The sequence below is a fragment of the Erythrobacter longus genome (genome assembly GCF_000715015.1).
GTDB classification, from domain to species: domain Bacteria; phylum Pseudomonadota; class Alphaproteobacteria; order Sphingomonadales; family Sphingomonadaceae; genus Erythrobacter; species Erythrobacter longus.
This window is the reverse complement of record NZ_JMIW01000001.1, coordinates 751,735-772,249: the sequence shown is the minus strand read 5'-3', so window position 1 is coordinate 772,249 and position 20,515 is coordinate 751,735. Positions and strand designations below refer to the sequence as shown.

The 20,515-nt window shown below is 56.8% G+C and carries 27 protein-coding genes and 1 pseudogene; 23 read left to right on the top strand and 5 right to left on the bottom strand.

The features are described 5' to 3' along the window. Window position 1 precedes the first annotated feature (1 nt). The 10 genes from rplX (at window position 2) to EH31_RS03685 (ending at window position 5,102) form a co-directional block, all read left to right on the top strand. Complete coding sequence (gene rplX, locus EH31_RS03730; RefSeq protein WP_034958152.1) at window positions 2-322, top strand: 50S ribosomal protein L24; 321 nt, start codon at window positions 2-4, stop codon at window positions 320-322. Beyond that, window positions 315-893 (top strand): 50S ribosomal protein L5, encoded by a 579-nt coding sequence (rplE, locus tag EH31_RS03725; RefSeq protein WP_034958151.1) that lies wholly within the window; start codon window positions 315-317, stop codon window positions 891-893. Before rplX ends, rplE begins: the two co-directional genes overlap by 8 nt. A 44-nt stretch (window positions 894-937) precedes the next feature. Continuing rightward, window positions 938-1,243, top strand: coding sequence for a 30S ribosomal protein S14 (gene rpsN / locus EH31_RS03720; RefSeq protein ID WP_034958148.1), 306 nt, complete (start codon window positions 938-940; stop codon window positions 1,241-1,243). An 11-nt stretch (window positions 1,244-1,254) separates the two neighbouring features. Beyond that, window positions 1,255-1,650: a 30S ribosomal protein S8 gene (gene rpsH / locus EH31_RS03715; RefSeq protein WP_034958145.1), complete on the top strand. Its 396-nt coding sequence runs from the start codon at window positions 1,255-1,257 to the stop codon at window positions 1,648-1,650. Continuing rightward, window positions 1,650-2,183, top strand: coding sequence for a 50S ribosomal protein L6 (gene rplF / locus EH31_RS03710; RefSeq protein ID WP_034958142.1), 534 nt, complete (start codon window positions 1,650-1,652; stop codon window positions 2,181-2,183). The genes rpsH and rplF overlap by 1 nt, the downstream gene beginning before the upstream one ends. A 1-nt stretch (window position 2,184) precedes the next feature. Then, entirely contained in the window at window positions 2,185-2,529 is a 345-nt protein-coding gene (gene rplR, locus EH31_RS03705; RefSeq protein ID WP_034958139.1) for a 50S ribosomal protein L18, read from the top strand. Next, a complete protein-coding gene (gene rpsE, locus EH31_RS03700; RefSeq protein WP_081853199.1) occupies window positions 2,529-3,338 on the top strand; it encodes a 30S ribosomal protein S5 in 810 nt (269 codons plus the stop codon). The genes rplR and rpsE overlap by 1 nt, the downstream gene beginning before the upstream one ends. A 6-nt stretch (window positions 3,339-3,344) precedes the next feature. Continuing rightward, on the top strand, window positions 3,345-3,521 hold the full coding sequence (gene rpmD / locus EH31_RS03695; protein WP_034958138.1) for a 50S ribosomal protein L30: 177 nt from the start codon (window positions 3,345-3,347) through the stop codon (window positions 3,519-3,521). Between the two features lie 244 nt (window positions 3,522-3,765). Beyond that, complete coding sequence (locus tag EH31_RS16705; RefSeq protein WP_152553446.1) at window positions 3,766-4,218, top strand: hypothetical protein; 453 nt, start codon at window positions 3,766-3,768, stop codon at window positions 4,216-4,218. Between the two features lie 107 nt (window positions 4,219-4,325). Continuing rightward, the gene (locus EH31_RS03685) at window positions 4,326-5,102 is read left to right on the top strand and encodes an AbiJ-NTD4 domain-containing protein (RefSeq protein ID WP_034958136.1); all 777 of its coding nucleotides are present in this window, start codon (window positions 4,326-4,328) and stop codon (window positions 5,100-5,102) included. 33 nt (window positions 5,103-5,135) lie between these two features. Here the strand turns inward: EH31_RS03685 and EH31_RS18120 are convergent. After that, window positions 5,136-5,282: pseudogene (locus EH31_RS18120) on the bottom strand (type II toxin-antitoxin system RelE/ParE family toxin); the annotation flags it as partial. A 272-nt stretch (window positions 5,283-5,554) separates the two neighbouring features. Here EH31_RS18120 and EH31_RS03680 point away from each other — a divergent pair. From EH31_RS03680 to EH31_RS16700, 13 genes are all read left to right on the top strand, one after another. Beyond that, window positions 5,555-5,767, top strand: coding sequence for a cold-shock protein (locus EH31_RS03680; RefSeq protein WP_034958133.1), 213 nt, complete (start codon window positions 5,555-5,557; stop codon window positions 5,765-5,767). 91 nt (window positions 5,768-5,858) lie between these two features. Then, window positions 5,859-6,113: a hypothetical protein gene (locus EH31_RS03675; protein ID WP_051698910.1), complete on the top strand. Its 255-nt coding sequence runs from the start codon at window positions 5,859-5,861 to the stop codon at window positions 6,111-6,113. A gap of 245 nt (window positions 6,114-6,358) precedes the next feature. Continuing rightward, window positions 6,359-6,844 (top strand): 50S ribosomal protein L15, encoded by a 486-nt coding sequence (rplO, locus tag EH31_RS03670; RefSeq protein WP_034958132.1) that lies wholly within the window; start codon window positions 6,359-6,361, stop codon window positions 6,842-6,844. A 171-nt stretch (window positions 6,845-7,015) separates the two neighbouring features. Continuing rightward, the gene (gene secY / locus EH31_RS03665) at window positions 7,016-8,380 is read left to right on the top strand and encodes a preprotein translocase subunit SecY (protein WP_034958131.1); all 1,365 of its coding nucleotides are present in this window, start codon (window positions 7,016-7,018) and stop codon (window positions 8,378-8,380) included. Between the two features lie 82 nt (window positions 8,381-8,462). Next, window positions 8,463-9,110 (top strand): adenylate kinase, encoded by a 648-nt coding sequence (locus EH31_RS03660; protein WP_034958130.1) that lies wholly within the window; start codon window positions 8,463-8,465, stop codon window positions 9,108-9,110. A gap of 79 nt (window positions 9,111-9,189) precedes the next feature. After that, window positions 9,190-9,990, top strand: coding sequence for an SRPBCC family protein (locus tag EH31_RS03655; RefSeq protein ID WP_241765817.1), 801 nt, complete (start codon window positions 9,190-9,192; stop codon window positions 9,988-9,990). A 299-nt stretch (window positions 9,991-10,289) separates the two neighbouring features. Then, window positions 10,290-10,658: a 30S ribosomal protein S13 gene (rpsM, locus tag EH31_RS03650; protein ID WP_034958128.1), complete on the top strand. Its 369-nt coding sequence runs from the start codon at window positions 10,290-10,292 to the stop codon at window positions 10,656-10,658. A gap of 55 nt (window positions 10,659-10,713) precedes the next feature. Next, window positions 10,714-11,103, top strand: a complete 390-nt coding sequence (gene rpsK / locus EH31_RS03645; RefSeq protein ID WP_034958127.1) for a 30S ribosomal protein S11 — start codon at window positions 10,714-10,716, stop codon at window positions 11,101-11,103. Between the two features lie 138 nt (window positions 11,104-11,241). Beyond that, window positions 11,242-12,297 carry a DNA-directed RNA polymerase subunit alpha gene (locus tag EH31_RS03640; protein ID WP_034958125.1) on the top strand — a complete coding sequence of 352 codons (1,056 nt, stop codon included), beginning with the start codon at window positions 11,242-11,244 and terminating at the stop codon, window positions 12,295-12,297. A 192-nt stretch (window positions 12,298-12,489) separates the two neighbouring features. Next, window positions 12,490-12,918, top strand: coding sequence for a 50S ribosomal protein L17 (gene rplQ, locus EH31_RS03635; RefSeq protein ID WP_034958124.1), 429 nt, complete (start codon window positions 12,490-12,492; stop codon window positions 12,916-12,918). Between the two features lie 87 nt (window positions 12,919-13,005). Further along, complete coding sequence (locus tag EH31_RS03630; protein ID WP_034958123.1) at window positions 13,006-14,397, top strand: serine hydrolase domain-containing protein; 1,392 nt, start codon at window positions 13,006-13,008, stop codon at window positions 14,395-14,397. A gap of 142 nt (window positions 14,398-14,539) precedes the next feature. Then, window positions 14,540-15,091, top strand: a complete 552-nt coding sequence (locus EH31_RS03625) for a hypothetical protein (RefSeq protein WP_034958922.1) — start codon at window positions 14,540-14,542, stop codon at window positions 15,089-15,091. A gap of 136 nt (window positions 15,092-15,227) precedes the next feature. Then, window positions 15,228-16,115: a hypothetical protein gene (locus EH31_RS16700; RefSeq protein WP_051698909.1), complete on the top strand. Its 888-nt coding sequence runs from the start codon at window positions 15,228-15,230 to the stop codon at window positions 16,113-16,115. Here EH31_RS16700 and EH31_RS03615 read toward each other — a convergent pair. The 4 genes from EH31_RS03615 to EH31_RS03600 all read right to left on the bottom strand — a co-directional run bounded on the left by EH31_RS03615 (window position 16,073) and on the right by EH31_RS03600 (window position 20,513). Further along, the gene (locus EH31_RS03615) at window positions 16,073-16,837 is read right to left on the bottom strand and encodes a trimeric intracellular cation channel family protein (protein ID WP_051698908.1); all 765 of its coding nucleotides are present in this window, start codon (window positions 16,835-16,837) and stop codon (window positions 16,073-16,075) included. The two genes, EH31_RS16700 and EH31_RS03615, sit on opposite strands and share 43 nt — an antisense overlap. Window positions 16,838-16,863: 26 nt before the next feature. Then, complete coding sequence (locus EH31_RS03610; protein WP_051698907.1) at window positions 16,864-18,252, bottom strand: amidase family protein; 1,389 nt, start codon at window positions 18,250-18,252, stop codon at window positions 16,864-16,866. A gap of 99 nt (window positions 18,253-18,351) precedes the next feature. Next, window positions 18,352-19,425, bottom strand: a complete 1,074-nt coding sequence (locus EH31_RS03605) for a serine hydrolase domain-containing protein (protein ID WP_051698906.1) — start codon at window positions 19,423-19,425, stop codon at window positions 18,352-18,354. 155 nt (window positions 19,426-19,580) lie between these two features. Further along, on the bottom strand, window positions 19,581-20,513 hold the full coding sequence (locus tag EH31_RS03600) for a Rossmann-fold NAD(P)-binding domain-containing protein (protein WP_081853196.1): 933 nt from the start codon (window positions 20,511-20,513) through the stop codon (window positions 19,581-19,583). Between the last annotated feature and the right edge of the window lie 2 nt (window positions 20,514-20,515).

Sequence of the window (20,515 nt, the reverse complement as noted above, 5' to 3'; positions counted from 1 at the left end):
GATGGGTGCTGCTAAGATCAAGAAGGGCGACGAAGTCGTCGTATTGTCGGGCAAGGACAAGGGCCGCAAGGGCACTGTCCAGCAAGTCATGCCGAAAGATGGCAAGGTCATCGTCGAAGGCGTGAATGTCGCAACCCGTCACCGCAAGCCAAGCCAGGCAAACCCGCAAGGTGGCATTGAGCGTTTTCCAGCGCCAATGGACATCTCCAAGGTTGCTGTGGCTGATCCCAAGGATGGCAAGCCCACCCGCGTCCGTTTCGAAGAAAAGGACGGCAAGAAGGTGCGTGTGGCTGTAAAGAGTGGGGAAACGATCGATGGCTGATTATACACCACGCCTCAAAACCAAGTTTGAGGAAGAAATCGTCAAGGCGATGACTGAAAAGTTCGGTTACACCAACCGCCTTCAGGTCCCTCAGATTGAGAAAATCACGCTCAACATGGGTGTGGGCGAAGCAAGTCAGGATAAGAAAAAGATCCAGACAGCTGCTGAAGAAATGGCTCTGATTGCTGGTCAAAAGCCGGTTATCACCAAAGCCAAGAAATCTATCGCGCAGTTCAAGCTGCGTGATGGCATGCCAATCGGTTGCAAGGTGAACCTTCGCCGCACGCGCATGTATGAATTTCTTGATCGTCTTGTGACCATCGCGATGCCACGTATTCGTGACTTTCGTGGTCTCAACCCCAATTCCTTCGACGGCCGTGGCAATTATGCCATGGGTATCAAAGAGCAGATCATCTTCCCAGAGATCTCCTACGATAAGATCGAGAAGGTCCGGGGTATGGACATCATCGTGACCACCACCGCTAAGACCGACGAAGAGGCTCGTGAGCTTCTGCGTTTGTTCGGCTTCCCTTTCCAAGGTGAAGCGGGCGATCAGAAAGAGGCAGCGTAAGCTGTTCTCATGACAATCAATTTTAGGAAGAGAGCTTAAGTCCTATGGCGAAACTGAGTTCGATCAACAAAAACGAGAAGCGTAAGAAGCTCGTTGAGAAGTACGCAGCAAAGTACGAGAAGCTGAAGGCAATCGCGAATGACGAGAGCCTTGATGAGGGTGAGCGCCTTATGGCCCGCCTGAAAATGGCTGAGATTCCCCGCAACGGGAATCCCACTCGCGTGCGCAACCGCTGCGCCACCACCGGCCGCCCACGCGGCTATTATCGCAAGTTCGGTATTAACCGTATTGAACTGCGGAATCTCGGCAACCGGGGCATGATCCCGGGTCTGACCAAGTCGAGCTGGTGAGGAATTAACAGATGGCTATGACCGATCCACTGGGTGATATGCTCACCCGCATCCGCAACGGCCAGCGTGCGAAGAAGGACAGCGTTGTCTCTCCTGCTTCCAAGCTGCGTGCGAACGTTCTCGAAGTGCTTACCCGTGAAGGCTACATCCGTGGCTATTCCGATGACACTTCGGGCAAGCACCCGCAGCTTCGTATTGAGCTGAAGTATTTCGAAGGCGAGCCTGCTATCAAGCACGTTGCTCGCGTATCCAAGCCGGGCCGGCGCGTCTATTCGGGTTCACAAGAACTTCCGACTGTTCGCAACGGCCTTGGCATCACCATCGTCTCGACCCCTCGCGGTGTTCTTTCGGACAACGAAGCGCGCGAAAACAAGGTCGGCGGCGAAGTGCTTGCGGAGGTCTTCTGATGAGCCGCATTGGTAAAAGGGCTGTTCCGATCCCTGGTGGGGTTACGGCCACAATCGACAATGGCACACTCACCGTAAAGGGCCCCAAGGGTTCGCTTTCGATGGGTATGTCTGACCTTATCAGCTATAAAGTTGAAGACGGTGAAATCCAGGTCAACCCGGCCAACGACACCAAGCTAGCACGCTCGTTCTGGGGCCTGCAGCGCACGCTGGTTTCGAACCTGGTTGAAGGCGTTACCGACGGTTTCTCCAAGACTTTGGAGATCACCGGCGTTGGTTACCGTGCTAAGGCGCAAGGCAAGACGTTGAAGCTGGAACTGGGTTTCAGTCACGATGTCGACCTTGATGTGCCAGAAGGTCTCACCGTTAACACGCCCGATCAAACCACTGTTGAGGTTTCCGGTATCGACAAGCAGGCCGTTGGCCAGTTTGCCGCCGAAATCCGCAAGTGGCGTAAACCTGAGCCTTACAAGGGCAAGGGTATCAAGTATCGCGGCGAGTATATCTTCCGCAAGGAAGGGAAGAAGAAGTAAGATGGCAAAACTTTCTCTCTTTGAACGTCGCCGTCGCCGTGTCCGCACCGCTTTGCGTTCGCGCTCAGGTGGCAAGCCTCGTCTTTCGGTGCACCGCACAGGTCGCCACATCTACGCTCAGGTCATTGATGACACAGCCGGCAAGACCGTTGCTGCGGCATCAACTCTTGGTGCGAAGACATCTGGCGCGAATGTCGATGCCGCTACCCAAGTGGGTAAGGACATCGCAGCAGCTGCCAAGAAGGCTGGCGTGACCACTGTGGTGTTTGATCGCGGTGGGTTCCTGTTTCATGGCCGCGTGAAAGCGCTTGCCGATGCCGCTCGTGAAGGCGGGCTGGAGTTCTGATGATGGCTGACGAAAACAAAACACCTGAAACCGAAGGCGCTCCGGCTGAAGCAACCGCTGCACCAGAGGCGGCTCCTGCCGAAGCAGCACCTGCTGCTGCGGAAGCGGCCCCAGCTGAGGCAGCTCCGGCGGCTCCTGCTGAAGAGCAACGTGGCCGTGCCAATGATCGGGGCGGTCGTGGTCGCGGTGGTAACAACCGTGATGGCGGCAATGATCGCGGTGGTCGTGGACGTGGTCGTGGCCGTGGCCGCGACAACAAGCGCGAAGAAGAAGACGATGGGATCATCGAAAAGCTCGTGCACATCAACCGTGTTTCCAAGACGGTTAAGGGCGGTAAGCGCTTCGGCTTTGCCGCTCTCGTAGTGGTTGGCGATGGTCAGGGCCGCGTTGGCTTTGGTCACGGTAAAGCCCGCGAAGTTCCAGAGGCGATCACCAAGGCAACAGCAGCTGCTCGCAAGAAGATGATCCGCGTTCCTTTGAAAGAAGGCCGCACGCTTCACCATGACGGCAATGGCCGTTTTGGCGCTGGCAAGGTGACCGTTCGTACAGCGCCTCCGGGTACTGGCATCATCGCCGGTGGTCCAATGCGTGCTGTGTTCGAGAGCCTTGGCGTTGCTGACGTTGTGACCAAATCGGTTGGGACGTCGAACCCTTACAACATGATCCGCGCAACCTTCGATGCGCTCAGCGATCAGACTTCGCCGAAGTCTGTGGCTCAGCGTCGCGGTAAAAAGGTTGCAGACCTTCTGGGTCGCGGCGGTGCAAGTGAAGCAGAAGCAGCGGTCGATGCTGCTGCAATTGCGGAGTAATCCATAATGGCTACTATCACTATCAAACAGATCGGTTCGCCGATCCGTCGCCCAGAGAGCCAGCGTAAGATCCTTATCGGTCTTGGCCTCAACAAGATGCACAAAGTCGTGACACGTCAGGACACCCCTGAAGTGCGCGGCGCGATCGCAAAGATCCCGCATCTGGTGACCGTTATCGACTAATAGGGCCAATTAGGCTTTAGTCGGCACTGACATTCAAGACGGGCCCGTCATGCGAAATCCGCATGGCGGGCCCGCTTGCGTTTGGGGGCCTGGGACGGGGGTTGTGATCTCCTGCGAAAGCAGGAGCCCAAATCCGGACTTCGAGGATGGGCTCCTGCTTTCGCAGGAGATCACGAGGGTGGTTCAAGGATCGACGCAGTGCTACGCTGCGGTTTCACCGTGAAGCGGTTGAGGGACTGAAAATTTGAGCTATTCGGGGACGTTTGAGACGCTGGCCTGTGTGGCGGTGAGCATCAGCCTTATGGGCTGTGTCAGCACAGCTTCGCCCAAGACATCCGCACAAGGCGTGAACGACCTCGGGCGCGAGGCGAGGGCCATTGCGCGGGGGCGTGGCTATGCAGGCTCGCAAGTATTCAACGGCGGCGTTCTTGATGAGCGTCAGACAGGAGAGCTTCGCTACACCCTCAAAGGCGGCGAACGAACCATCGCGATTGGCCTGTGCGATAAGCAATGCAAGGACATTGACCTTGGCGTCTACGATGAAAGCGGCAACGAGATCGCCAGCGACCGCCAAGAGGATGCGATCCCGATCCTAGAGCTTGCGCCTGAGGAGGACGGCTTGGCGGTGTTTCGGGTGAAGATGATCCGGTGTGATTTGGAACCGTGTCGCTATGGGATTGGGGTGTATCAGGAGTGATTGGGGCGTAATGGCGCGCGACTGATTTGGAGAAGTTTGCTATTCCTTGCAGCCGACTTCGTTGACTGTCAAATTGCCATCTAAAGTAAGAGATAAGGTCCTCAATTATGTTCTCTAAGCGACATGGGTTTGCGACAGTACCACCTATACAATTTCGACATGATGCACCGGGTGGATTGCGTCACGCTGTCATTCAAGCGGCATATGAACACCTCTCTTACAGCCAAATCCGCACTTCGATATGTCGGACCCTCTATTTGGTGCCGAACCAAGGCAATTGGAGTGAAATTCCAAATATTAGAGATGAGGTTGAAGACATCATTCAGGGGGTCGAATGGTATCAGGTCTATGACGTGATTGAAGGCCTAGTGGTCTTCATCGAAGGAACGATAGGTTACGCTGCAACCGAGGGGTTCGCGGATCGCGTCAACATGATATTCTCTGACACTGGCGCTGGTTGGCAGTTCGTTGCCGGGGACGGTATCATTATCCGGGGAGATGGTGATTTTGAAGAAGCTGTCGCATCTTCGCGCGATTCTTTGTTGCAGACAGGATATGATGTCGCAGCCAAAGAGATCAAAGAAGCCCTTGGTGATCTTTCCAGGCGTCCAGATCCAGATTTGACGGGCGCGGTACATCACGCCCTTGGGGCACTTGAAGCGACTGCCCGTTACATCACTGGTAGCAACGACGGACTTGCAAAACTTGCGTCACAAATTGGTCTTCCAAAACCACTGGATCAGGCATTGGAAAAAATGTGGGGTTTCGCTTCCAATTCTGGTCGGCACGTCAGTCCGACAAATCAACCGACACCGCAACAAGCACAGTTAATCGTCCATCTTTCGAGCGCCTATTGTCGTTATCTTGCTGACACTAGCAAGTGATCGTTGGTCGGGCGTGGCACCGAGGGTCATGATTTACAAATGCCGCTCATAATCCACGCGGTGGTGCAGCACGCGGGCGATCAGGATTTCCTCCGCTGTCAGCAGATAGAAAACAACATGCGCCTGCCGCCTAATCCGGCGAAGCCCCGGCGTGAGCTCCTCGGCGCTGCGGCCTAGGTGCGGGTTGGTGCAAGCGGCAAGGAGGAGTGGCGATCAGCCAGAAATGCAATTTCCTCTCAAGTTTATTCATTAGGTGTATGACTTGCGGTCTGCTATAGGGCTTTCTGCCGACGTCGAAATTTGCGACGGACTTCGAATTTTTGACGACCGCCACGTGGTTTCAGTACCACTGGCGCAGAAGACGACGACTTCCTTTCAATTCACGATTTGACGCACGACCACTGGGCATATCGCCTTGTGGCAATCTTCATGTGTTCTTGAAAGGAACCATTATGAGCAAGACCGGAACAGTAAAATTCTTCAACGCCGACAAAGGCTATGGTTTTATCCAGCCTGACGACGGATCAAACGACAGCTTCGTACACATCAGCGCTGTACAAGCCGCTGGCATGCAGACGCTCGATAAAGAGCAGCGCCTCAACTACGAAGTTGAAGCTGGCAAGAACGGCAAAGAAAGCGCCGTCAACCTGTCGGCTGCTGACTAACCAAAAACACGGTCATCTCCCGCCCCTGTGTCGAACAGTGGGCGGGAGATTTCCACTTTCTCCCACTCCTACCAGCATTGCGAGGCGTGTCATGAACGCGACATTTGAGTTTTATGATGCAAGAGCAACCGAAGCTGCCACGGCGGCAAAAGAAGCGACGCTCGACAATGTGAGGGAGCGAAACTTGCGCGCTGAGAGGACTTGGCGCGGGTTGGCGGAACAATCGCGCAGTGCAGCACTCGACCGCGCGAAACTGGAAAGCGAACGGGCAGCGCGGCGCGAAGCAGAAGAATTGGCACAGGCTGAGGCCCAGCAACATGCTGGTACAGAAGCTGAGCATACCTGAGGCCGAACCCGGATTGCTGGATTTTGATCCGCAATTGTGATTTTGTTCGGTCTTTGCCAGCGCCGATAGGTCCTGACCTAGGTGCGTTCGAGGCAGGGCAAGTCAGGGCAGGGTAAGGCAGGGCAAGGTAGCGCCATCCCTCCCTCTTTCCACTTGCACCACCGCTAACACTCCGCTAGTGGGCCCGCTTCCATAGCGCGTTGCCCCATGGTGGGGCCGTACTGAAAGCGAAAGCGAGTGCAACGATGAAACTCAACGACATCCGTGACAATGATGGTGCCCGCAAGGGACGTATGCGTGTGGGCCGTGGTATCGGTTCAGGCAAAGGCAAAACCGCAGCCCGCGGTCAGAAGGGTCAAAAATCCCGTTCTGGCGTCGCGATCAAGGGCTTTGGCGGTGGTCAGATGCCGCTTCACATGCGTCTTCCAAAGCGTGGCTTTAACAACCCATTTGGCAAGGACTTTGCCGAAGTGAACATCGGCATGGTCCAAAAATGGGTCGATGCTAAGAAGATCGACGCCAAAAAAGACATCACCGAAGAAGTTCTTCGTGAAACCGGTTTGGCGCGCGGCGGCAAAGACGGTGTGCGTCTTCTTGGTAAGGGCGAGCTTAAGGCAAAAGCCAAATTCGTCGTCACCGGCGCGACCAAAGGCGCGATTGCAGCCGTTGAAAAAGCTGGCGGCAGCGTCGAAGTGACCGCGCCTGCGAAAGTGACAGAAGACGCTGAGTAAGCCGCATTTTATCCTCCCGAAGCCTCTTTTGAGCGCTTCGGGATGATGAAAAGTGCACCGCAGGGTTCGACAAGTCGCCCAGTGGTTCCTATCTAGGCTCTCACACTTGTCTTGGTACTCGGCACCCGCATTGGGACAGGCCGAGAGACATCCATAGGATCGACACCAAAAATGGCTTCACGCGCCGATAATATCGCCAGCAATTTAAATCTGGGCAACTTTGCTCAAGCGACCGAATTGCGCCAACGCATCTGGTTCACCATTGGTGCGCTGATCGTGTTCCGCTTCTTGAGCTTTGTGCCTTTGCCCGGGATTAACCCGCTGGCATTGGACCAATTGGCTGAACAAAATCAGGGCACTATCCTTGATATGTTCAACATGTTCACAGGCGGCGCGCTGGCGAATATGAGCCTTATTGCGCTTGGCGTGATGCCTTACATTACGGCCTCGATTGTGGTGCAGATGGCATCAGCGCTGCACCCCACGCTTGCCGCTCTCAAGAAAGAAGGCGCGAGCGGGCGCCAAAAACTCAACCAATATACGCGATACGGCACGGTCTTCCTGTGCGCTATCCAAGGGTATTTCCTTGCCACTGGCCTTGAAAGCTATGCCGGGCAACAGGGAATCGCGGCTGTGGTTGAACCTGGATATATGTTTCGTATCGGCGCGGTGATCAGCCTTGTGGGCGGCACCATGTTCCTTTTGTGGCTGGGTGAGCAGATCACCTCGCGTGGCATTGGTAATGGCGTCAGCCTTATTATTATGGCCGGTATCGTTGCCCAGTTCCCCGTGTTCGCCATGAACATGTTCGAAGGTGGCCGCACTGGGTCGATCGCACCTGGCATCATCATCGCCTTCCTTGTGATGGTCGTGGGCCTGATCCTGCTGATCTCATGGGTAGAGCGCGCACAGCGGCGGCTCCTCATCCAATATCCAAAGCGTGCGACACAGCGCGGCATGATGCAGGCGGACCGGTCGCACATGCCTTTGAAGCTGAACACAGCCGGCGTTATCCCGCCGATCTTTGCAAGCTCGCTTTTGCTTTTGCCTCTGACGATCAGCTCGTTTGCTGGTAACTCAGTGGACACCACGAGCGGTTTTGGCAGCGCGATTGTGACGCTCAACCAATATCTCGCTCATGGTGAGCCGATCTACATGCTGCTGTATGCGGTTGGCATTATCTTCTTCTGTTTCTTCTACACCGCGGTTGTTTTCGACCCGGAAGAGCACGCGGAGAACCTCAAGAAGAACGGCGGCTTTATTCCGGGTATTCGCCCCGGCAAGCGGACGGCTGAATATCTTGAATATGTGCTTACCCGGATCACGGTTGTGGGCGCGGCCTATCTGACTTTTGTCTGTGTTGTGCCCGAGTACATGATCGCGCAAACCGGCATTCCGTTGTTCCTTGGCGGTACGAGCTTGCTGATTGTGGTGAACGTGACCGTGGATACGATCAGCCAAGTGCAGTCGCACCTCTTGGCGCACCAATATGGTGACCTTATCAAGAAGGCGAAGCTCAAAGGCCGGATGCGTTAAGCAGCTGGCGCGGGCAGGAACGATAATCGAATATGCCGCGTTCGCTTTGGATAGCTGCGCGGGGGAAAATTAGGGGCGTTTCGTGAACATCATTCTTCTTGGTCCTCCGGGCGCTGGTAAGGGTACGCAAAGTGCCGGCCTCGTCGAACGTCATGGCATGAAGCAACTGTCGACCGGCGATATGCTTCGCGCTGCGGTCAAGGCCGGAACGCCTGTCGGCCTCGAAGCCAAAGCCGTGATGGACCGGGGTGAGCTTGTTTCAGACGAAATCGTCTCGAACCTGATCGACGAAAACTTGGGCTCAATGCCAGCCGATCAAGGCGCGATCTTCGATGGCTATCCGCGCACTGCGGCGCAGGGCGAACAGCTCGATGCGCTTCTGGCAAAGCATGGCCGCAAGCTCGACCACGTGATTGAACTTGGCGTTGATATTGACGCACTGGTTGAACGCATCACCGGACGGTTCTCCTGCGCAAACTGCGGCGCACTTTACCACGACACGGCCAACACCCCTTCGAAAGAAGGCGTTTGCGACAATTGCGGATCGACTGAGTTCAAACGTCGCCCTGACGACAATGAAGAGACCGTGCGCACTCGTAACAATGAATACCGCGAGAAGACCGCGCCGATCCTGCCGGGCTATGAAGCGCGCGGTATCGTCAAGCGCGTCGATGGCATGGCCGATATTGACGCTGTTGCAAAAGACATCGACGCGATCCTCGCCGGGTAACTTGCGGCTCTGGCCCCAAGCGGGGTTTTCAGGGCGCGCGCGATCTCCTAACCCTGCAGCTTCTGGGAGGAGATCCGTTTTGCATCGTTTTCACCGTTCACTTGTCGGGCTCACTTTGGGCACGGTTGCGATTGTGGCATCGCCCGCCATGGCCGAAGTGGTCGAGGCGCGTGACGACCACTTCATCACCCGCACCGAGGCGGTAGTGGATGCAAGCGCCAAAGAGACGTGGCTTGCGCTCATCAGCCCTGCGGGATGGTGGTCGAGCGAGCACACATGGTCGGCAGACGCCGCCAATCTGAAGCTCACCCCGCAAGCGGGCGGCTGTTTCTGCGAAACCATCCCCGAAGTTGACGAGCCTGGCCGTTTCACATTGCAGGGCAGTGTTGAACATATGCGGGTGATCCAGGCCTATCCCGAGGTTGCCCTGCGCATGTCCGGCGCGCTTGGCCCGCTGCAAAGCGAGCCTGTGACCGGCATCCTCACCATTGCGCTGAGTGAGGCGGATGCGGGCGAAGATGGCGAGGCCCGGACCAAGATTGTCTGGGAATACAATGTTGGCGGTAAGATGCGTTACCCTGTGCCCGTTATTTCAAATGCGGTCGATGGGGTGATGACGCTCCAGCTGACACGCCTTGCCGAGCTTCTCGGGCCTGTTGAGCTGCCCGGTTCTGAGGAAGATGTGGAGGAGGCTCCTGCCGAAGAAAGTGCGTCAGCTGAACTTTCCGAAGAGGAGGGCGCTGCGACCATCGAAGCGCAAGAGGTTTTGGATGATGGTGAAGCGCAGGAGGATGGCGCTGCGGTCGAGGATTCGGGCGAGGGACCTGAAGGTCCAAGCGTCGACGAGGCGTTTGGTGATCTGAGCGGGGATCAGGGCTGAGTTTCAGCCTGTTTTGACCCGCTCTCACTGTTCGTGTATCAAGGTCTTGCAATCCACCGGCGGCTGCCCATTTAGGCGGCTCGCTCGGATTTGTGCGTCTTGCGGTTGACGAGCTTTCTCAAAGTCCGTAAGCGCGCCTCTATTCGATATTTCGATTCTTTTCTGGCAAGCGCTGCCTCACTGTAGTGCAACCCGGACTTTTGCCGTCTTGGCGGGTTTTCGAAATCGCGAATATTTTTAGCGTCGAGATAAAGGTCGGTGACCGTTCACTCAAACCTTTGTGGAGCATGGAGAATTAAGTGGCTCGTATTGCCGGGGTAAACATCCCCACCAACAAGCGTGTTATTATCGCGCTCACCTATATTCACGGGATTGGCCGCACAACGGCTGTCCAAATCGCTGACAAGCTTGGCATTGCACATTCTGCACGCGTGCAAGATCTTACCGATGAGGAAGTTCTTCGCATTCGTGAGACGATTGATGCTGATCATCAGGTGGAAGGCGACCTTCGCCGTGACACCGCGATGAACATCAAGCGTTTGATGGACCTGCGTTCCTATCGTGGTCTTCGTCACCGTAATGGCCTGCCTGTTCGCGGTCAGCGCACTCACACCAATGCCCGCACCCGCAAGGGCAAGGCCAAGCCGATCGCCGGCAAGAAGAAGTAAGCTTCGGGCTTAGGCTCAAAGCTTTTCCTTCGGACGAGTTAAAGGAATATATGTAATGGCACGCGAACCCGGAAAAGTCAGGAAGCGCGACAGAAAGAACATCACCAGTGGTGTTGCTCACATCAATGCGAGCTTTAACAACACGATGATCACCATCACCGATGCACAAGGCAATGCGATCAGCTGGTCTTCGGCAGGAGCGATGGGCTTTAAAGGCAGTCGTAAATCTACCCCGTACGCCGCACAGGTTGCAGCGGACGATGCAGGCAAGAAGGCTGCTGAACACGGCGTTCGCACGCTGGAAGTCGAAGTCAAAGGCCCAGGTTCTGGCCGTGAGAGCGCGCTTCGCGGTCTTGCAGCAGTGGGCTTTAACATCACCTCCATCCGCGATGTGACGCCGATCCCGCACAATGGTGTGCGTCCTTCTAAACGGCGCCGGGTCTAATCCGACGCTGATCCGATTGAGGAGGGCGGGCTGCCTAATGCGGCCCAACCTCTCCAACGGGTTCATATGCTGCTGACGAGCGCTCTGGACCCGAATTCTGAAATCGAACCGCTAACGTAAGCGAATTAGGGGAAATCCATGTCCGTCAATATGAAGAACTGGCAGGAACTGAAGAAACCCAACGCTCTCGAAATTAAAGAAGGCAGCGACCAAAAGCGCAAAACCACCTTCGTCGCCGAACCGCTTGAGCGCGGCTTTGGTCTGACGCTTGGTAACGCTTTGCGCCGTGTGCTTCTTTCATCGCTTCAGGGCGCGGCAATTACCTCGATCAAAATTGAGAACGTACTGCACGAATTCTCATCGCTCGCAGGTGTGCGCGAAGACATCACCGATATGGTGCTCAACGTCAAGCAGATCGCTCTCAAGATGGAAGGCGAGGGACCAAAGCGTCTTCAACTTTCCGTAACTGGGCCTGCGACCGTTAAAGCTGGCGACATTGCTGTCACCGGTGACATCGAAGTGATGAACAAGGACCTTGTCCTGTGTCACCTCGACGAAGGCGCAACGCTCAACATGGAGCTGACCGCTGACGTGGGTAAAGGGTATTCGCCTGCGGTACAAAACCGTCCGGCTGATGCGCCAATTGGCCTCATTCCTGTGGACTCGCTCTACTCTCCTGTTCGTCAGGTGAGCTACAAGGTCGAGAACGCACGTGTTGGTCAAGAGCTTGACTATGACAAGCTCAGCCTCACCGTTGAAACCGATGGCACGGTCACTCCTGAAGATGCGGTTGCATATGCTGCCCGCATTTTGCAGGACCAACTGACGCTCTTCGTACACTTCGAAGACGGCATTCCACAGCCACAATCGCAAATGATCGGTCAGGCAGCGACCCCGCAAGAGGACGATGCCAACCAACTCAACCGCTACCTTCTCAAGAAGGTGGACGAGCTGGAACTGTCTGTGCGTTCGGCAAACTGCCTCAAGAACGACAACATCATCTACATCGGCGATCTGGTTCAAAAGACCGAAGCCGAGATGCTGCGTACCCCGAACTTTGGCCGCAAGTCCTTGAACGAGATCAAGGAAGTGCTGTCATCCATGGGTCTGCGCCTCGGAATGGACATCCCCGGATGGCCGCCTGAGAACATCGAAGAAATGGCTAAGAAGCTTGAACAAGAGCTGCTTGGTTAAGTAACCACCGTCACCCCAGCGGAGTCGAAGACGGATCTTCGATCCAACGCTGGGGTCTCGGGCGGCAGGCTCCGCGCTTGAAGCTCTAGATCCCAGATCAAGTCTGGGATGACGAAAGGGGAAAGGTTGGCCCCATAACCGACCAGCTTTGGGCTACCTGATACGGGCCCTTATCGAACAAAGGAAAATACAATGCGTCACGGAATTTCACAGCGTAAGCTTTCGCGTAAATCGGGCCACCGCAAGGCTCTTTTCCGCAATATGTCGGCCGCTCTCATCAAGCACGAACAGATCGTCACGACTGCGCCAAAGGCGAAAGAACTGCGTCCGTACATCGAGAAACTCATCACGCTTGCAAAGCACGGTGGCCTTTCAAACCGTCGCCTTGCGATGACCCGCCTCCAGGACGAAACCCAGCTTAAGAAGCTGTTTGAAGTTCTGGCGGAGCGTTACAAGGACCGCGACGGTGGCTACACCCGCGTCATCAAGATGGGCCCACGCGCCAGCGACAGCGCGCAAATGGCAGTGATCGAACTGGTCGACCGCGACGAAGACGCGCGCGGCCAGGATTCAGGCCCGAACATGGCCGAAGTTGGTGAATACGCCGAAGCTGAAGCGTAAGCGTTTTTTCCAAGAGACAATAAGGGGCTGGTGGAGCGATCCACCGGCCCCTTTTCTTTTGTGCGGGTACGGGTAGTGTCTGCGCCCATGAAGAAACTGATCCTCGCCGCAACGGCTCTAGCTCTCACAACATCTGCAACATCACCAAGCGTCGCCCAAAGCGCCCAAGAGCGCCTCGATGAGCGATACAACCGCGCGCTTGCAGCGGGCTATAAAGCGCTCTTCTTGTGCAGTGCGATTTCTCATGCCGAGGCAAATGGTGCGTCCCGTTCACCAGAAAGCGTGATGCAGTGGGAACTCACCGGCATTCAGGCACCGCTCGATCAGATAGTGCGGGAATTACCATTTGAGATTTTGCGACATGACAACGGGACAGTCGAACGGGTCAAGGTCGATTGGGCCGAAGATTCTCAGCCTCGAGCCGCGATCCACTTGGACAATGACCGCGGCTGCGCTCTTAATCCGATTATGGGGCCGGGCCATTATTACGGTCGCCCGGCAAACCCAGTTCAAAGTCGTTTGCGTGTCCCTCCACCCATTAATGAAGCACCCAGAACACTTCGGCCTTCTTTTGAAGGGGCGTTCTCAGGCGCATACGGAGAGGGAGCAAGAACCACTGTGGTCCTGGTTCGCTATAAAGGCAAAACCGTGGGCGAGCGTTATATCAAAGAATTCGATTACGGCACGCCTCAGCGCACGTGGTCGGTAGCAAAGAGCATTGCTGCAACTGTCATAGGGGCGGCGGTCCAACGCGGTGATGCCACGGTCGAGAGCTCTGCTGGTTTGGGCTTCAAGCGCGGCGAACCGCGCGAGGAGATAACAATTGACCACGCGTTGCGGATGGCTTCGGGACGTTATTCCGACACACCGGGAAACCGTACTGATCCGCTCTATTGGGGCGGGGCAAGCGTATTGGAGACGGCATTGGGTTGGCCGTTGGTCTATAAGCCCGGAACGGTTTATCGCTACGCGAACAATGATACGCTCGCCGCTGTTCAGGCGATTGCGGGCACGTTTGACGATCATCCGCCTTCCGAATTGTTCGCCAAATTGGGCATGACGCATACGGTCGCGGAGATTGATTGGCGCGGTCAGTATATCATGTCGAGCCAGGCGTGGACCACCGCTCGCGATCTGGCCAAGCTTGGCCAACTCTACCTCGATGACGGCGTTCTGCCCGACGGCACGCGAATCCTCCCGGAAGGCTGGGTAGAATACGTCTCCGACCCCAGCGGCCCTCAGCCTGAAGGCACGCAATGGGGCTATGGCGCGGGGTGGTGGACGTTCCGCCGGCCTGAGGGCAACGCATTCGAGGGCATTCCTGATGACGCTTTTGCTGCGCGGGGCAACCGGGGGCAATATGTCGTTGTTGTTCCCTCACGCGATGTCGTGATCGTGCGGCGGGGTGAGGATATGGTGGGGACCCGCTTTGATATCGCAGCCTTCACCCGCGACGTACTCGCGGCGTTGGAGGAGTGAACTCAGCGCATTCAGGTAAGTGCGTACTTATCTGAACACCGGCTGTAAGGCTTGCTCAGAATCACCTCAGGTTTGTTCATCTAAAAGGGTTCCACAGTGAACGGGAATGATCCCTTCCACTAAGAACCCGAGGATGAACTCAATGACTGATCTTAACAAGACTCTCACCAGAGCCACGCTCGGGACTGTCGCGGCTGGCGCAATGGCTCTCGCATCGGCAAGTCCTGCCATGGCAAATGATCGCCACCGTGATCGCGGCATTGATGCAGGCGATGTGATCGCTGGCGCTGTCATTATTGGCGGTATTGCCGCGCTTGCCGGGGCCTTTGATGGCGACCGCGACCGTTACAGGGATCGCCGCCACCGTGACACGCGCTTCCGGGGCTATGATCGCGGCTTTGACAACAATTTCCGCGGGAACTTCCGGGGTCGGGGCGGCGGCGAGCGTGCGATTGAACGCTGTATCCGCGTCGCCGAACGTCAGGCCCGCCGTTTTGGAGGCTATCGCTTTGCCGATGTGACACAGATCCGCGATGTTGACCGCACCCGTTATGGCTGGCGCATCAAGGGCCGGATGGAAGTCCAGGGCAACCGTGGCTTCCGGGGTCAGAACTTTGATCGAGGCCGTTTCACCTGCTTCGTCGACGGCAGAGGGCGTCCACAAGTCGACTTCAGAGGCATTCGCGGTCTTTGAAGAACCCAATCAATACCTTCTAACTCTCCACCACCGGGCGGTTCAGGCTTGCGTAAGCCTGGGCCGCCTAGCTATTGTGACCATCAGGGGCGTTGGTGGGTGCCCCTCCAATTGAATAAAAACAGGAGGGAGCTTCATGGCTCAACACTCACGGATCGCCCAATCACGCTTGGCAGGCATTTCCGGCCTTATCGCCGCCGCCAGCCTCGCATTTACACCAGCGCAGGCTCAGGCGGCTGAAATTGCGCCGACCGGTACGGCAGGATACGCCACCGGCTTTATCGCCAGCACAACAGCCAATAACGGCATTGCAAACCCGCTAGGCACGCTTGGCGCTCCTTCGGTTCCCGGCGCTGATACCGCGCAGGAATGGGGACGCTGGGGCTGGCGTGGTCGCCGCGGATGGCGTGGCCACCGGCGCGGTGTGCGCGGTGGTGACATTCTTGCTGGCGTTCTCGTGCTTGGCGGGATTGCCGCGATTGCAAGCGCTGCGAACAACAACCGCCGCCGTGACCGCGAAGTCGTGGTGGTTGAGCGTGATCGTGTGCGCGACCGCGACTATGATTACCGTCCAGAGAATCGCCGGACAACAACCCGCTCGACCTCGGGCGGCTCTGGCATCGACAATGCGGTTTCCATGTGCCTCAACGAAATTGAACAGAACATCCGTGTCGACAGCGTCGATGGCGCAAGCCGGGTTGGCTCTGGCTGGATTGTGACCGGCTCGCTCTTTGATGGTTCGGGCTTTTCATGTGAGATTGACAATTCCGGCCAGATCTCTGGCGTTGATTATGGGCGCGGTGTGAGAAGCTCATCGCTTCCAACCACACAGCGTCTTGCCAGCGTCGATGGGGCCCGCGTCGATAGGGCCCGCGCTGAAGGACAATTGTCCGATGATCGCTACGCCAGCGCGCGCGCTGATGTTGGCGGCACCACGCGGCCTGACCTTGCGATTGACCCTAATGACGAGCGGCTCCCCGCCTATCCGGGTGGTCCCCTGCCGGGTGAAGAAGGGTCTGAGTGATCTTCATGTGAAGTGTTGGGGGAGGGCGCAGGCTCTTCCCCATTCTTTTGGGCCCCATATTCTTGGCCCCTGTTCTCTTGGACACCGTAACTGGCCCGGCCATAGCTTGGCAGACCCCATTCGAACCGGATCGCTGCTGCGCGAAGCACAAAGCCTGCGATGAAAGCGGCAATCCAAATCGCCCAGTCGCCGATTTCGGTCGTGCCTGCAATCTGCATCGCTGCAACCGTGATCCCTGCGCTTAACGCTGCGGCGGTGACATAAAGCTCAGGCTGCATAATGATCGACGGGCGCCCTGCGACAACATCGCGGATCACGCCCCCGACACAGCCGGTGATCACTCCCATGAGCGCGGCTGGAACAGGGGGAATACCGTAGGCAAGTGCCTTTGCGCTTCCCAGCACAGCATAGGCGGCAAGGCCAAGCGCATCGGCATAATCGAGCAGCTTGCCATCCCACCATCTGACCGGGGTAAACCACACGATAAGCGCTGTCCCAAGGCACACCGCAGCCACCCATGGATCGTGCATCCAGAACACCGGCGCTTCGATCAAAAGATCGCGGATCGTACCTCCGCCAACACCGGTGACGAGCGCAAAAAAACCCATCGTCACAAATGTCTGCCGCTCACGCGCGGCCACCAGCGCACCAGACAGCGCAAAAACCGCAATCCCGGCTACATCAAGCCAGTCGAGAATAGGGGTGAGGATCGCGTCGTTCATGTCTCAGCGCCCATGGCGTGGAGGGGTCAACTGTGCAAGATATTCCCGATGGCCTGCGCTGCGTCGATGCAGTCGAGATCGCTCATCAGTGGCCCCATCACCTGCATTCCGCAAGGAAGCTCAGCGCCCTCATACGTGCCCGAGCCGATGGGGAGCACTGTTGAAGGAAGGCAGGGGAAAGTTGCGATGCCTGACCATGCAAGGCCATTAGCGCCCGGCACATCCTGTCCATTGATGCGCATGGGCTGATCGAACGCGCGCTTGTCGCTGTGAGGGATGGCAAGCACGGGGGCAGGGGGCGCGAGCACGAAATCGTAGGTTTCAAACAGCGCTGCCCACTGCGCCTGGTTCACCGCCTGCGCATCGAGCAGATCGAACCAGTCGGTCGCACTTGCCCGTGATCCAGTGGGAGAGGGCGCCCCGCGCGCCATCGCCACATTGAGCATGAGCATATAGTCGGCCTGTTGCTTGGCGAGGTCCGGGATGAGATCGCACGACACGTCAGGGCTGCGATCCACTGTCACGCCCGCTTTGATCAAAGCCTCAATCGCGGCCTCAGTCGGCTCTGCAACGCTAGCGTCTACGGGCGCACCGGGATATTCGGTGATTGCCAAGACGCGGCAATCCTTGAGCGGTTTGCCCTTGCTGGCGAGGGGATATTGTGCCGCGATTTGCATCATCAGGTTCAAATCTTGCGCATTGCGGGCAAATGGCCCCGCCACCGATAGAACGCCATCGTGCGCTGTCACAAATCCCTTGGCACTCGCCATTTGCGGGTGGTCATGCCCGCGTTTTGAAACAAGGCCCCAAGTAGGTTTGTGCGCCCACACCCCGCAAAAATGCGCAGGGACCCGCACCGATCCGCCGATGTCTGTCCCAAACTCACAAGGCACCATGCCAGAGGCGACCGCTGCCGCGCTGCCGCCTGAGGAACCTCCCGGAGAGCGGGCCGTGTTGTGCGGATTGTTCGTGCGGCCATAGACCGGGTTAAAGCTCTGCCAATCGGTAAGGTCGACCGGCACATTGGTCTTGCCAACGATCACCGCGCCTGCTGCTTTCAAACGCCGCACAAGCTCACTGTCTTTGGTGGGCACATAATCGGTGAGGCTCTTGTGCCCCCAACAGCTTTGCAGGCCAGCCACATCAAAGCTTTCCTTGACCGTCATTGGCACACCGAACAACGGCTGGTCGCCTTGCGGGCCTTGCGGGCCTTGCGGGCCTTGCTCATCCATCGCCTTGGCGGTCTTCGCCGCGCGCTCAAAATCGGGCACAGCCAGCGCGTCAATTTCGGCATCGAGCTGCTCGATCCGTGTGATCGCTGCGTCCACCGCCTCGGCAACAGACAGTTTGCCAGCACGGATCGCAGCGGCAGTTTCAAGCGCGCCGGGTTTATCGGTCAGTTTCGGATAGGCCAAATTATCATCCCCTCACGTCCGGTTCTAAGGACCAGAAGGGATGGGATCAATTAGAGTGTTGGCCCGTGTGCAATCTTTCTGTGCTGAACACAGGCAAGCTCACTTTTCCCGGGTGGCCTCGAGCAAGCCCATTCCCAGCTTCGACGCCGATCCGCCGTTTAAGTTTGCAAGCACAACAACAGTCACTTTTGTGTCTGGATCGTAGCCGAGAAATGCGTTGAAGCCTTCGATCCCGCCGCCATGCCAGATCGAGCGCCCCTCAGGCGTGTCGGTCACCAACAAGCCCAACGCATATTTTGCGCCTGCGACAGCCTCAAACTCGCTGGGCGTTGTCAGCTGGGTCATGCTGGCTTCGGAGAGCACCTTACCTCCAAAAAGGCCGCGCTGCCATTTCAACAGGTCGCCGGTGGATGAATATAGCGCCCCTGCCCCGGTGGGGATGGCCATATTCACGTATTCGGCGTTGATAATCCCGTCATCTGAAGGAGAGTATCCCGCCGCACGCTTTGGCAGGATTTCTGCGCTTCGATCAATGCCGGTCGATTTCATCCCAAGCGGATCAAACAGGTTCGTTTTGACGAAGTCTTGATAGCTCATTTTGCTGGCCGTCTCGACCATCCGCGAAAGGAGAACGAAATTTGAATTGGAATAGCGCCACTCAGAGTTCGGTTCGAATTCCAGCGGCAGCCCTGAGAACGTCGCGATCAATTCATCTTGTGAGGTGGGCAGGAATTTTTGCGTGCCGAAGCTGTCCAGCGACGTCAGATTGGGTATGCCTGATGTGTGTTGCAGCAGGTCGCGCACGGTGATCTTGGCCCAACTCTCCGGCGCATCCTCGATGTATTTGCTGATCGGATCTTCGATATTGATCAATCCGCGCTCTTGCAAAAGCAGGATAGAAACGGCTGTAAACTGCTTGGTGACAGAGCCGATCCGGAAGCGCGTGTCGCTGGTATTGGCGATATCCCACTCCAGATTTGCCGATCCCCACGCCTGGTCGAGCAGAACTTCATCGCCCCTCGCGACAAGGACAGAGCCCATGTAAGCGCCGCTGGCAGCTTCAACCTCGACCATCTCGGTGAGTTCCTCGGTGCTTTGTGCCTGCACCGCAAACGGGGTCAACGCCAGGGCAATTGGAAGCGTCGAGCGAAGCAAGGTGCGAGAGATCAACATGAGGAGACATCCTGTATTGGTGTATGACATCACCAATACACATACAGTGATATGAGTTCAGCACAAGCTGAAAGATACAAGCGGTGCCTGGTAACTCTCAGTCAGAGCGAGGCAAGAAAACGATCTTCGGCCTCGTAATCGAACAGATCCCAAGGTTATGCGGCGAGCTGAGGAAAGGCCGCGCGCCAGTCGGTCGGGTTCATCTCGGTGAGCCAATCCACGGCCATTTTCACCTGTGAGATGTAGTTCGTCGCAGGCTCGCCGATAGCTTCCACCGCTTTCGATGCATCGACCCGCATAGGCAAAGGTAGCGACCATGGTGTTCTTCCGACAAATCCCGGACCCGTCCCTTCAATAGGCTCGATCTCGATCACCGTGCCCATATGTTGCGCGATGGCTTGGCCGATTTGGGTGACCGTCGGCGCTGTTTGGTCAGCTACATTGAATATGCCCCCAAGCTCTTTTTCCGCCGCAGCAACGGCCATGTCGCCGAGCCACCACGCATCGGTTGTCTGGAACTGCGATTGCCCTTCATAAATCAGCGGCACGCGCCTGCGTCCATCAAGGAACCGCTTGACAAACCACAGTTCGCGCGGATGGCGGCTTTCGGCTCCGTATATGGCACAGGGTCGCAATATGGTCGCGCGTTCGCCAAACATCTCCCGTGCCTTGTTTTCCATACGGACCTTACGGGTCGAGTATGTCTCCGGCCCGGGTGAGACAATGGACTGATCCTCGGCAATGCTGTCCGGAAAACGGGGATAGCCATTGACTGGCCCTTCATCGAGTGTGCGACCTTCGTCGTCGCAATAGACACTGGCAGAAGAGATCGCGATGTAGCGGCCGACTTTGTCCGGATCGTAGCGGGCAACATCGCCATGATCGAATGCAATAGTATCCAGTACGATGTCAGCTTCGGGAGCCGTATCTTCGCCAAGCACATATGGTCTGAATTCACCCTTCCAGCCGCCGATCCACTCTGGCTCGGTGCGGGCAAACAGTATGCACTCAAAGCCCGAGCTGCTGAAAGCATGATACGCCGCATAGCCAATCTGGCCCGCTCCGATGATTGCAACTGAACGGGCCAATG